We start from the raw sequence: 12,522 nt of genomic DNA, 5'->3' as shown, positions 1-12,522 counted from the left end.
GATATTTGGCAGATTCGCCGGGCCCCGGCGTCCGCCGCGGGCGAAGGAACTCTGGATCATGCAAGTCGTCATCACTGCCGTCGGGCCCGACAATCGGGGACTCGCCGACCCGATCGTTCACTGCGTGACCGAATTGGGAGCGAACATCGCCGAGATTCAGATGTTCGACCATGACGCCGAGTCGGTGTTCTCGATGGTCACGCGGATCGACTTGCCCGCCGGCCAGCAAGAGACGCTCGCCGACGCGATGCGCGAAGTGAGCCGCCGCACCGGCCTGTCGGTCCGCACTTGGTCCCCCCCGTGGGGGAGCCGTCGACCGCGGCTGGCGATTTGCGCCACCTATCGCCAGGAAACGCCTCGGGCCGTGCTCACGGCGATTCGCGACGGACGAATCGACGCCGAAGCCGCGGCGCTCGTGAGCAATCGCACCGCGTGCCGCGGTTTGGCCGAGGAGTTCGGCGTCCCCTGGTTTTCGATCGGCGACGAAAACGGAGTCGCCGACGACGAGCGAATGATCGCCGTCTGCGACGAGCTGCAGATCGATTTCATCGTGCTGGCTCGGTACATGCGGGTCTTGCCGCCGGCGAGCTGCTGGAAGTACGCGGGAGGGCGGATCATCAATCTCCACCACGGGCTGCTCCCCAGCTTCCCGGGACTGCGACCGTACCATGACGCTTACGCCGTGCGGATGCTGACCTACGGAGCGACCTGCCATTTCATCGTGCCGGAACTCGACGCGGGCAATCAGATCATCTGCCAGAACGCGTATTCGGTGGCCCCGGGAACGCCTCTGGAGGAGATCATCCGTCGCGGACAGGAAGAGAACGAACCGGCATGCTTGGTCGAAGGGGTCCGCCGCGCCGCCGCCGGCGAGGTGACGCTCCACTTCAATCACGTCGTCGCGGTGCGCGCGGCGATGTGACGCGATTGCTTCTCCCCGAGCAACGACCCGATGCTCTCAATGCAGTTGGAATGCCCGGCGTGTCGGTGGTGGACCTTGGCCGGGGAGGTCGAGCTCGCGCGCCGACTGCGCACCCTCGGCCTGTTGCGCCGCTCGCCCGACCCGCCGGAGGAGTTGGTCCGCGAACTGCTGACCAGCTACGGGCCGCGGCTGAAGTGCGATCGCTGCGGGGCCGAGGGGCTCGCAATTCGCCCTGGTGACCGCGAAGATCGGGGCGACTGGCATACGGCCGTCGTCTGCGAGATTTGCCGCGAGCCGATCCCGCCGGAACGGCTCGCCATCGTCCCCGATGCACGCCGCTGCGTCGGCTGCCAGAGCGCCGCCGATCGCGGGGCCTCCTTCGTCGAACCGGAATACTGCCCTCGCTGCGGCTCGCTGGTCGAGCTGCGCGTAAGCCACGCCGGAGGCGTGGCCCGGTATAAACTCTTCTGCACCGGCAGCCCGCCCTGCCGGCTTTGAGGCGGAACCCTCGCACTAGGCGACGCTCCCCCGCGCTGCGATGATCAGGGATTGCGCTATGCGCGTTTCGGCTCGCCCCTCCCCCTCCGTCCCCCCCATGTCGCTGCGTCTCATCGCCACCAGTGCGTTCGGACTCGAGGCGGTCGTCGTGCGCGAGTTGGCCGCGTTGGGATACGAAGCGAAGACGGCCCGCCCCGGGCGAATCGCCTTTGCCGGCGACGCGGCGGCCGTTTGCCGGGCAAACCTCTGGCTTCGCTCGGCCGATCGGGTGGTCGTGGAACTGGCCGAGTTTCCCGCGGCCGACTTCGACACGTTGTTCGACACGGCCAAGTCGTTGCCGTGGGAGGAGTGGATCGCCCCCGACGCGGCGATCCTGGTTCGCGGCCGCTCGCACAAATCGCAGCTTGCCAGCGTGCCAGCGTGTCAGCGAACGGTGAAGAAGGCGATCGTCGATCGGTTGCTCGCTGCCCATCGCGTGGCGGCGCTTCCCGAAACGGGCGCTGCCGTGCCGGTCGAGGTGTCGCTCGTCGACGATCGCGCGACGCTCGACGTCGATACGACCGGCCCCGGACTACATCGGCGGGGGTATCGGACGCTGGCCGCCGAGGCGCAGTTGCGCGAAACGTTGGCCGCGGCGCTCGTGCAGCTCAGCTTCTGGCGCGACGGCAAGCCGTTGATCGATCCGTTCTGCGGCACGGGGACGATCGTCATCGAGGCGGCCATGATCGGCCGCAACCTCGCCCCCGGACGATGCCGGGAGTTCGCAGGCGAATCGTTCGCGGCAATTCCGCACGACGCTTGGCGGCAAGCCCGCGAAGAGGCCGCCGAGCTTGCCAAGCCGGCCCTCGTCGAGCGAATCATCGGTTGGGACGCGAGCGCCGAGGCGCTCAAGCTCGCCCGCCATCACGCCCAACTAGCGGGAGTAGCCGACGACATCCACTTCCAGCAGCGCGAATTCGCCGATCTCTCCAGCAGCAAACACTACGGTTGCATCGTCACGAACCCGCCCTACGGCGTGCGGCTGGGCGAGGAGGCCGAGATCACGGCGCTCTACCGGTCGATGCCCGCGGTGCTGCGGCGACTGAAGACATGGTCGCACTTCATTCTGTCGGCCCGCGAGGACTTCGAGCAGCTCGTCGGACAAGAGGCCGACCGTCGCCGCAAACTGTACAACGGCCCCCTGGCATGCACTTACTACCAATTTCACGGCCCGCGGCCGAAAACGCACCAAGCGGCCGAGTCACCGAGCGAAGACGCGCCGCCGAACGTCCCGGCGGTCGAGCAGCCCCCTTCCGCACAAGCTCCGAGCGAGACGCACGTCACGGCGCCTCCCCCCGCCCCGTCGCGCAAACCGGCCTTCGGCGGTCTGCGGGCCGAGTCGACGCGCCAAGCCGAGGAATTCGCCAACCGCCTGCGGGCTCGCGCGCGGCACCTCAGGCGCTGGCCGACGAAGCGCGGGATCACTTGTTACCGGCTCTACGAGCGGGACGTCCCCGACGTGCCGTTGGTGGTCGATCGATTTGAAGATGCGCTCCACGTCGCCGAGTTCGAGCGGCCGCACGATCGCACCCCGGCCGAACACGCCGACTGGCTTGACCTGATGGCCCGCACGGCCGGGGAGATCCTCGAAATCGACCGCGACGCGGTGTTTCTGAAGCATCGCCGCCGCCAACGGGGCGCGTCTCAATACGAGCGGTTCTCCGACCAGGGCGTGACGCGCGTGGTTCACGAAGGGGGGCTCAAGTTCCTGATCAATCTGTCGGACTACCTCGACACGGGTCTATTCCTCGATCACCGCGTCACGCGCAGCATGGTGCGCGACGCCGCAGCCGGACGACGTGTGCTCAATCTGTTCGCTTACACCGGGTCGTTCAGCGTCTACGCCGCGGCGGGGGGGGCCGTCTCGACGACGACGGTCGATCTCTCGGGCGCCTATCTCGACTGGGCCGCGGAAAACATGCGACTCAACGGCTTCACGACGAGCGGCGAGCGCGGCGCCCCGCATCGGCTGGTGCGCAGCGACGCCGGCGAGTTTCTTGCGGGGCTTCACGGCGAACCGCCGTTCGACTTGGCGATCGTCGACCCGCCGACATTCTCGAACAGCAAACGGCTGAAAGAAGATTGGGATGTGCAGCGCGACCATGTCGCGCTGCTGTCGGATGTGCTCGAACAACTCGTTCCTGGCGGCGTGCTGTTCTTCTCGACAAACTCGCGACGGTTTCAACTCGACGAGCAGTCCCTCGCCGAACGAGCCAGCATCCGCGAGATCAGCCGTCAGACGGTCCCCGAGGACTTCCGCAATCGCCGCATCCACCGCTGCTGGCGGATGGTCCGGGCCGGGCTCGTCGGTTGAGCCTGGGACTGCGACAAAGGACGACGGCTGGCCGGCGCATGATCCGCCAGCGGCTCTGAACGGGATTGCGATTGAGTCGCGCCCGCGGCGCTGGCCGCGAAATCTGCTATCCTGCTGGTTTTGCCCCTGCACTCGCCTGCGCCCAGTACGATGCTCAAGCCAACGCCGCCGCTGCGGGCCGTCACGTTTGACCTCGACGGACTGATGTTCAACACCGAGGAGCTCTATCAGGAGGTCGGCGGCGTCGTGCTCGCGCGTCGCGGCAAACAGATCACCGGCGAGTTGCTCGACGAGATGATGGGCCGCAAATCGCTCCTGGCCCTCCAGGTGATGATCGACTGGCACGAATTGAACGACACCCCCGAAGAACTTGCCGAGGAATCGGCCGAGATCTTTGCGTCGCTGCTCCCCGAGCGACTCGCGCCGATGCCGGGCCTTCTCGATCTGCTCGCGGGCCTGGAGCGCGGAGGAATCACCAAAGGAATCGCCACGAGCAGCGGCCGAGGGTTCGTCACCCGGGTGCTTGAATTAAGCGGTCTCGCGGACCGCTTCGCGTTCGTGCTGTCGGCCGAGGACATCGAGCACGGCAAGCCGGCGCCCGACGTCTACCTGCTGGCGGCGGCGAGGCACGGGGTCGAACCCGTCGAGATGCTCGTACTGGAAGACAGCCAGATCGGCTGCCGCGCCGCGGTCGCCGCGGGAACGTACGCGGTCGCAGTTCCCTCGGGACGGAGCCGCAATCACGAGTTCCCAGGCGCGCAGTTCATCGCCGACACCCTTGCCGACCCCCGGATTGCCGCGGCCCTTGAGCTGGACGGGGGCTAGCAGCTAGCTCGTCCCGAAACGGGCTTCTCGCCGGCTTGGCTCAACGCCGCGCGCCTGCGGCGCCGATCGAAGGATCAGGCGTTTTGCCGCGGCCGCGTGCGCGAACTCTGCGCGCAGCGGACCCGGCGCCACGAGGGGGAGACCGAACCATGCGTCGATTGGCCGTAGCGATGGCGTGCCTTCTGGCCGGCGGAGGATGCCGCATCTGCAGCGATAGTTGCGACACGAGCCCGCCGGTTGCGGGAAGCTCGTACTCGAACCCCTATGGGCGGTCCGGGTCGGCGTTCTCGGGGGGACCCGTCATTGGGACGATCTCGGCGCCGCCAGTTGAGGCGAGCGACGACGCCAGTCCCGCTGCCGCGTACGCTCCCGTCGGCGCCACGCCCCAGATTACGGCGTCGGCTCTGGGATGGACGGAGTAGGCGCATCCGCCTCGTCCGCTTCAACCTGCGAGACGCCGGACACCTTGAGTTCCCCGCTCGGCGCCGCCGTGTCCGCGACGGGACGCGCCGCTTGTCGAGCAGCAATGCGGCGATGAAATTCGGCTGGATCGAACGGATCGGGAACCGCAAGCCTGCGGGGCACGGCCGCCGGCTTCGTTGGTTCGCCGGAACCCGAAGCAAACCCGGTCGGTGCGGCTGACGCCGATATGGTCGCAGGGGAATCGCCGGATCGCACTCCGCTGGCAACCGGCTTGTCACGGGGCGCTCTCGGCAGCCCCGCGAGTTCTTCCGGCGACCATTCCGGAGCGAATTCCTCGAAACCCTCCGGCGTCGACTCCGCTTCCGGAGGCGGCGGCACGTAGCCGACGGCGTCGCGAACCCAACCGATCAACAGCGCGGTCTGCCTCGACGTGAGGGGCGACGACTCGGCGCCGGGATCCCCGTGAGCCTGTCGCGCCAGGGCGATCAGCCGGCTGTCGTCGGGATGCGTGCGGTCGACCAGAGTCAATACCGAGGCAAGGTTGCGTTCGACCGCGGCGCGATTCCCCCCTCCGGCAAGAACCATCCGATCGAGCGCCAGCGGCGACCGGTTCTCCCGCTGATGACAGCCCGCAGTTGCACACGAGTGGATCAGCATCGGCTGAATCGACCGAACGAACTGCGCTCGAGCCGCGTCGGAGGGATCAATCCCGTGACTCGGCGTCGCAAGCGCCGGCGAAGATTGCGCAGAATCCGGTTCGTTCCAACTCGCCTGGACGACTCCTTGCCGGGGGACCGCGGCGGGAGGTTTCGTCTTCCCGCCGGCGTTAGGACGCAGGGCCCACATGAGTTGCCGTTCGACTGCCGCGATTTCGGGGAGCGAGGGGTCGTGCGTCCGGGCGTCGAGCAACTCGCGAGCCGCTTGCTCGACAAGGTCGTTTCGCAGACACCAGCGGGCAAGTTCCAGGTGGCCCGGGCCATCGTCGCGAAAGCGTCCGCGACGGATGGCATACGCCTCGTCGAGCGTGCGGCAGTAGGCGTCGACCTGCACCGCGGGGACGCGCAGCTCGATCTCCTCGTGAATCACTCGGTAGTAATCGCCGCTGCGGACGATCACCCCCTCGACGAGATTGCCGTTGGTCAGCAGCAGCATCCCTGCGACGCCGGCAGCCGGCGCCGGAGCGGCTATACCCCAGAGGGCCAACCAAGCCGCAACGACCAGGGCTGCTCGCAGGGGCACGGCGCTACTCGAAAAGAACGGGGTGAGAGGAAACGTCCCGCGGCGCCGCGACTCCCGGCCGGCTAGGCTCGCCAAAGTCGGGCTTCCACGGGCCGCGGAGCGTAGGGATCGGCCCCCTGACGGTCAAGACTGGCAGCGGTCTTCCGGGCTGGTATACTGGGCAGTTCGGCCGTGTTCCGGGCGACCCAACCGCTTGGCCGGCGAGAAGTTAGGACGATCCTTCCCACGCCGCCATGGTCCGACGCGAAGCGCATTACCGTGGTCGAGTGCAGGGGGTGGGCTTCCGTTATACGGCCCGCACGATCGCCGGTCGGTACCGGGTGACCGGCTATGTCGAGAACCTGACCGACGGCCGCGTGCACTTGGTGGCCGAAGGCGAGCCCGCCGAGGTCGACGACTTCCTCGCCGCGGTGGCCGACGAGATGAGCGGGAACATTCGCGACGCGACGGTAGACGCCCTCGCCGCTAGCGGCGAGTACCTCTCGTTCGAGATTCGCCCGACGCGAACGTGATCGCCGAGGCCGCCGAAGTTCTCATCCCTCGTTCACGCACACTACGCAACTCCCGAGCGCTGGTCGCGATTGCCATGGAAAAGCTCTACATCTGGTTGACTCCCATTTGGGTCCTGTCGGTCGGCGTGCTGATCGGGGTTGCGGCTTTGGTCGTCCTGTGGGGCGTGCTGCGGCTGGTGAAGCGTCCCGCGGGCGACGCGATCCTGGGCGCCGTCCAAGAAGGGGTGCTGCAGCCGCTGAGCTACGTCGCGATAGCGCTCTGTGCGCTGGCGGTGTTCGCGTCGCCGACGATGCCGGTCCGCGAAGTCGGCGAGTCGCTCGCCCGGCTGAACCAAATCGGCTCCGCCAGCGCTACGGCGACCGTCCCCGCGAAGACCGACGATCACGCCCTCGAACTGGCGTTCCGCAGCGACGAGCTGCAGGAATACGTGATCACCAGCGAGGAGGACGTGGCGATCAACTCGGAGAAAGGGAAGACCTACGTCGAGCCGCTGTTGCTGGTGGAAGGGGGCGTGCAGTACCGCTGGACCCCCAGCAGCCCTCGCCCCCGGGGGTTCGAGGGAGAGGTGACCGGCCTGTACGTCACCAACGAGACCGACAATCCCGCGAAGGTCGTCGTCGAGACCGTCACCGACGTCAAAACGCCGCAGGTCCACCAGATTCCGATCGCCGCGGCAGGGACAATCGGACTGTTCGGACTGTACTTCCTCGTCCGCTGGCTCGCCCCGCGGGCGTCGGTCATCGCTGCGGCGACCGCCAAGGAAACGATCTCGCAACCGCTCTTTGCGCTGCTCACGGGGATCGGGGTCGTGGCGCTCGTGGCCTACGTATTCATCCCGTACAACACGTTCGGCGAGGACGTGAAGATGCTCAAGACCTCGGGCATGACGACGATCAAAGTGCTGGCGATCATCATGGCCCTGTGGTCGGCGAGCACCTCGGTGGCCGACGAGATCGAAGGCCGCACTGCGCTGACCGTCCTCTCTAAACCGGTCGGTCGGCGCCAGTTCCTCCTGGGCAAGTTCCTGGGCATCGTCTGGCCGATCGTGCTGATGTTCGTGATTCTGGGGGTCGTGTTCCTGGTCTGCGTGTCGTTCAAGGTGGTGTACGACGCGCGCGAATCGTCGAAGACCACGCCCGCTTGGCCCGAGTGTCACGCCGAGATCGTGCGGATCGTCCCGGGGCTGGTGCTGGCGTTTTTCGAATCGGTCGTCCTCGCGGCGATCAGCGTCGCCGTCTCGACCCGGCTGCCGATGCTCCCGAATCTGGTCATCTGCGGTTCGATCTACGTGCTGGGGCATCTCGCGGCGCTGATCGTCAAGAGCCAGTCGGCCTTGAACGAAATCGTGTTCGTGCGGTTCTTCGGCCGGTTGGTGTCGACGATCCTGCCGGTGCTCGACCACTTTGAGATCGAGGGGGCGATCGCCGGCGATTCGAGCGTGCCGATGGCGTACCTGGGATATGCGCTGCTCTACACGCTGCTGTACTGCGGCGTGGCGCTTCTGTTGGCGCTTTTGTTCTTTGAAGATCGCGATCTGGCGTAGGCGACCTCGTTGCGGTTGAACCACGACGGCACGCCGACCGCGGCGGGGGCGCAACCTTCTGCCGGGCGTTGGCGTCCTCTGCCCCGGCGTACTGCGTAACCGCTCGCCGGCACTATTCCGCGGTCGCAGCCAGGGCCGCCTTCAGCGCCGATTGCCACGTGATGTCGTCGCCCAGCCGTTCCGCCAACCGCGGGTGCACGAACAGTCGTACGCGTTTTACGTAGTCGTCGAACTGTTTCTTCGCCAGGGTCCGCACGACCGGCGAAACCTGGCCGAGTCGGCGATAGCGGCCCGCTTTGGCGAAATGAACGTCGATGTCAAACTCGACCTCGAGCGCCGCCGGCGGGGCGTCGAACAGCACCTCGTGCGGCGCCACCGGCGCGCCGAGCGACGCGGACAGTTCGCCGGCCACCTCGGCCGACAGCTTTGCCAGCCACTCGTAGGGCCGTCGAGCGAGGCGGTCGTAGGACTCCGCATCCTCGAGCACGCTCCACTGGGCGATTCGTTTGTAAAGCTGCCGGCGCTCGCCGAACAACCCCGCAAGCAGGTCCGCAGCCGGCGTCCCCGCCGCCGCGGCGACCAGCGCCTGTTCCATCTCCCGCTCGGTCAGCGGGAACAGCGTCGGGCAGTCGAGCCGCCCTTCGGACCAGAGCAGGAAAAACGCCCGCTGCAGCATCGCGGTCGCCGAACGCACGGCGTGATGCCAGTAAACTTCGCTGAACATGACGTACCGGGCGAAGACCATCATCTCAGCCGCGGTCTTGCCCTTGTCGGAGATCGCCAGCGCGTCGCCCGTCTCGCTCAGGCACAGACTGTGGACAAGCCGCTGCTGGTCGAAGTTGCGACCGTACGGGACGCCGGCGTGAAGGCTGTCCCGCATGAGGTAGTCCATCTTGTCGACGTCGATCGGCCCGGACAGCATGCTCGCCAGGACGCGCCCCGCGACGGTCGGCGGATCGCCGGCGAGCAGATCCATGATCTGCGCCGGAGTCGCTCCCCAGTCGTCGGTCAACAGCGTCACGAACTCGGACTCCGCGAGATACTGCTCCGCAAACTCCTCGTGCGTCGGCAAGCCCGGCAGGTCGAGATCCTCGATCGGGTGGCAATAGGGCCAGTGCCCGACGTCGTGCACCAGCGCCGCCAACAAGAACCGCTCGGCGTCGGCGGGTTCGACCAGCGCCGCGAACCGCTCGTCGGCGGCCAGGCGGTCGAGAAACAACAGGGCCGTGCGATAGACGCCCAGCGAATGTTCAAGCCGCGTGTGATTTGCGGCCGGGTAGACCAACCGCACGAGCCCCAACTGGCTCACCTGGGCCAGCCGGCGAAACGGGGCCGCGTCGACGATCCGCCGCACGCGGGGCGTGAGCGGGACGTCGGTCTCCGGCGGAATCCGCACCACCGAGCGGCTCGCATGAAGCGCGGCGACTTCGGGGATGTTGCGAAGGGAGGACACGGCGGGCGCTCGCATGAATTGGTTTGTTGAACCGCCAAGTGCGGACTCGTCACCCGCCCCCCATCCCCGGGAGCAAAGCGAGACCCATGATCGCCCGCAACACGATGCAAACGACGAAGTACAGGACGAAGTGAAAAAAGCCGCTGATCGGTTCCAGATCGAACGAAGCGAACGAGGCGAGCGTGCCAATCCCCGCGGCGACCCCGATGAGGATGCCGATTTGGTAGATTTCCAGCAAGCCGTCGTCGAACGTGTCGTTGCCGAACAGTTGTCGTCCCAGGAACCAGTACACGCCCCAGCAGAGCGCGAACACCAGCCCGCAGACCGCGCAGCGGATGATCAGCTCGCCCCCCGCGTAGGCGTCCAATTCGTCGTCGCGGAGGAAGCTGTACCCGCCGTACGCCAGCGGCGGCCCCAACAGCACGGCGCCGATCGCCAGCGCCCAGGTCTGCTGGGCTTCGTCCAGGCTTCGACCGGCGAGAAACGCGATGCCGACGGCCAACAGCGCCGCCCCCGCGATGATCAGAAACGCGTTGAGCTGGAACTTCGTTTCTTTGCGCGAGATCGGCTTGAGAACCGAGCGTCCCTTGGCGTCCTTGGCGCCGGCCTCGCCGAACTCAGGGGCGTGGATCACGACCTGTTCTTCGAGCGTCGGGACAGTGATCGGCCCTTTGCACTTGGGGCACGCGCCGGTCTTCCCGGCATGCTGATCCCCGACCGTGAATTTAGTGAGGCACTTGGGGCAGGTGACGTTGATCGGCATCGGGGTCGAACTCGGCGGGAGTAGGAGCAAAGCAGGACGCAGACGCCGCGGATGACGACCCAAAGTGCGAGCAAGGTCGGACGACGTCGCTCTGGCCTCAGTTTCGACGCCCGGCATGCGACGGGCAACGGGCGCAACGGGCCGCTCAGTGCATGTCTTTCAGATCGTCTTCGTTGATCGCCACGAACCCTTTGTCGGCAAGCGTATCAATCGCAATCTCGATGTTGTCGACCATCAACGCCACGACCGGCTTGCCGCGGGGACGGGCCAGCAGGGGGTAGACCTGGGTGATGTTCACCTCGGCTTGCAGCAGAGCCGTGCAAACTTGCAGCATGGGCTGCGGCGACTCGGGCAACTCGACGGCAATGAGATCCGATTCGATGATCGCCAGCCCGGCCCGCTCCAGCAGCTCGCGACCCGCCTCGGGGTCGCTGAGCAGGAACCGGACCACCGCGCACTCGGTCGAGTCGGAAATCGTCAGGGCGACGATCCGCACGTTGCTTCCCTCGAACCGGCGGACTACCTCCAGCAGCTGCCCGACGCGGTTCTCGATGAACACGGTGAACTGTCGGATCGACGGATAGTCGCGGCCGCGCATCGTGGCGAAGTCGGTTCCGTGGTGTTCGCCGCTGCTCATCAAGAGAACTCCTGAAGGGAACCCGGCGAACCCCGCCGGCCGTCGGGAAAGGAGTGAATCAAGGACGCCCAAGGCGTTGCCAGTCAACACTATACGACTGCTGGCGCCCTGGTGCAACGCTCCCCCCGAGGCGGCTAGGCCGGCCCCCTGCGACCGCTTAGGATAGGGGTCCCCCTCGAGTCGCCGTCCCGCGCACCCCGCCCCGTCCGCCCCGACATGCAACACGAACTGGCAATCGACGTTCGCTACTACGAGACCGACGGCCAGGGGGTGGTCCATCACGCCAATTACTTCAAGTACTTCGAGTTGGCGCGGGTCGAGATGCTCAAAGCGATGGGGCACGACTACGCCGACCTGGAACGGGACGGCGTGTTCCTGGTCGTCCACAGCGTCGGTTGCAAGTTCCTCCGCCCCGCTCGATTCGGCGACCGGGTGCGGATCGTCACCGAAGTGACCAAGGCCACGATGGCTCGAATTGAGCACCGCTACGACGTCTACGTCGACTCGACAAAGATTGCCGAAGGCCAAAGCGTGATCGCTTGCATTGACTCGACCGGAACCATCCGCCGCATGCCTGAGTTTCTCGTGGCTGACTGAAGCGAGTCGTCGACAGCGGTCAGCCGTCATGACTCGACAGCTTTCCCTTCCTAACTCCCTCCCCCCTTCCCGCCATGCCTGCCAAACGCGTCCTGATGCTCGTCGGCGACTTCGTCGAAGATTACGAATGCATGGTCCCGCTGCAGATCTTGCAGATGGTCGGCCATGCGGTCGACGTCGTCTGCCCCGACAAGCGGGCCGGCGAGGTCGTCGTGACGGCAATCCACGACTTCGAGGGACAGCAGACCTACTCCGAAAAGCGGGGGCACAACTTCCCGCTGAACGCCGACTTTGCAGCGGCACGGGCCGCGAATTACGACGCGTTGGTCATCCCCGGGGGACGCTCGCCGGAGTACCTGCAACTCGACGAGCGAGTGCTCGCCTTGGTGCGAGACTTCTTCGCTGCAGGGAAACCGGTGGCCGCGACCTGTCACGGACCGATGATCTTGGCAGCCGCGGGGGTGGTGAGCGGCCGCGAGTGCCAAGCCTACCCAAGCGTCCGCCCCCAATTGGAACAAGCAGGCGCCACATGGGCGCCCCCCAGCCCGAGCCTCGACAGCGTCCATGTCGACGGCAATCTCGTCACCGCCCCCGCTTGGCCGGCGAATCCGGCTTGGATGAGGGAGTTTTTGAGGGTGGTCGGCGATTTGTGATTGGCGGCGTACGGCAAGTCATCCGACACCAAATGAAAGCCCGCGGGCGGCGTCCTGGCCGGCTCCGCGGGCGTGGTGCACTTGCTCTCGCGTCCTGGTCGAG

The 12,522-nt window shown here is 66.6% G+C and carries 12 protein-coding genes; 8 read left to right on the top strand and 4 right to left on the bottom strand.

Going from position 1 to position 12,522, the window contains the following annotated elements:
- The first annotated feature begins 58 nt into the window (after positions 1-58).
- The 4 genes from KF688_05400 (at position 59) to KF688_05385 (ending at position 4,598) form a co-directional block, all read left to right on the top strand.
- The gene (locus KF688_05400) at positions 59-922 is read left to right on the top strand and encodes a formyltetrahydrofolate deformylase (GenBank protein MBX3425097.1); all 864 of its coding nucleotides are present in this window, start codon (positions 59-61) and stop codon (positions 920-922) included.
- 30 nt (positions 923-952) lie between these two features.
- Positions 953-1,420, top strand: coding sequence for a TraR/DksA C4-type zinc finger protein (locus tag KF688_05395; protein ID MBX3425096.1), 468 nt, complete (start codon positions 953-955; stop codon positions 1,418-1,420).
- Between the two features lie 97 nt (positions 1,421-1,517).
- Positions 1,518-3,773 (top strand): bifunctional 23S rRNA (guanine(2069)-N(7))-methyltransferase RlmK/23S rRNA (guanine(2445)-N(2))-methyltransferase RlmL, encoded by a 2,256-nt coding sequence (gene rlmKL, locus KF688_05390; GenBank protein ID MBX3425095.1) that lies wholly within the window; start codon positions 1,518-1,520, stop codon positions 3,771-3,773.
- A gap of 150 nt (positions 3,774-3,923) precedes the next feature.
- Entirely contained in the window at positions 3,924-4,598 is a 675-nt protein-coding gene (locus tag KF688_05385; GenBank protein MBX3425094.1) for an HAD-IA family hydrolase, read from the top strand.
- A 390-nt stretch (positions 4,599-4,988) separates the two neighbouring features.
- On the opposite strand, the gene KF688_05380 is transcribed toward KF688_05385, so the two are convergent.
- The gene (locus tag KF688_05380) at positions 4,989-6,260 is read right to left on the bottom strand and encodes a hypothetical protein (GenBank protein MBX3425093.1); all 1,272 of its coding nucleotides are present in this window, start codon (positions 6,258-6,260) and stop codon (positions 4,989-4,991) included.
- A 233-nt stretch (positions 6,261-6,493) separates the two neighbouring features.
- On the opposite strand from KF688_05380, the gene KF688_05375 reads away from it, so the two are divergent.
- A complete protein-coding gene (locus KF688_05375; GenBank protein ID MBX3425092.1) occupies positions 6,494-6,772 on the top strand; it encodes an acylphosphatase in 279 nt (92 codons plus the stop codon).
- A 74-nt stretch (positions 6,773-6,846) separates the two neighbouring features.
- On the top strand, positions 6,847-8,316 hold the full coding sequence (locus KF688_05370) for an ABC transporter permease subunit (GenBank protein ID MBX3425091.1): 1,470 nt from the start codon (positions 6,847-6,849) through the stop codon (positions 8,314-8,316).
- A gap of 112 nt (positions 8,317-8,428) precedes the next feature.
- Here the strand turns inward: KF688_05370 and KF688_05365 are convergent, their stop codons facing one another.
- The 3 genes from KF688_05365 to KF688_05355 all read right to left on the bottom strand — a co-directional run bounded on the left by KF688_05365 (position 8,429) and on the right by KF688_05355 (position 11,130).
- Positions 8,429-9,769, bottom strand: a complete 1,341-nt coding sequence (locus tag KF688_05365; protein ID MBX3425090.1) for an HD domain-containing protein — start codon at positions 9,767-9,769, stop codon at positions 8,429-8,431.
- Between the two features lie 49 nt (positions 9,770-9,818).
- On the bottom strand, positions 9,819-10,532 hold the full coding sequence (locus KF688_05360) for a hypothetical protein (protein MBX3425089.1): 714 nt from the start codon (positions 10,530-10,532) through the stop codon (positions 9,819-9,821).
- Positions 10,533-10,677: 145 nt separating this feature from the next.
- Positions 10,678-11,130, bottom strand: a complete 453-nt coding sequence (locus tag KF688_05355; protein ID MBX3425088.1) for an acetolactate synthase — start codon at positions 11,128-11,130, stop codon at positions 10,678-10,680.
- A 255-nt stretch (positions 11,131-11,385) separates the two neighbouring features.
- Here KF688_05355 and KF688_05350 point away from each other — a divergent pair, with 255 nt between their 5' ends.
- Entirely contained in the window at positions 11,386-11,766 is a 381-nt protein-coding gene (locus tag KF688_05350) for an acyl-CoA thioesterase (GenBank protein ID MBX3425087.1), read from the top strand.
- A 74-nt stretch (positions 11,767-11,840) separates the two neighbouring features.
- The gene (locus tag KF688_05345; protein MBX3425086.1) at positions 11,841-12,419 is read left to right on the top strand and encodes a DJ-1/PfpI family protein; all 579 of its coding nucleotides are present in this window, start codon (positions 11,841-11,843) and stop codon (positions 12,417-12,419) included.
- The last annotated feature ends 103 nt before the right edge of the window (positions 12,420-12,522 follow it).

The organism is Pirellulales bacterium, assembly GCA_019636345.1.
Taxonomy (GTDB): Bacteria; Planctomycetota; Planctomycetia; order Pirellulales; family Lacipirellulaceae.
This window is presented reverse-complemented; position numbering and strand designations above follow the sequence as displayed.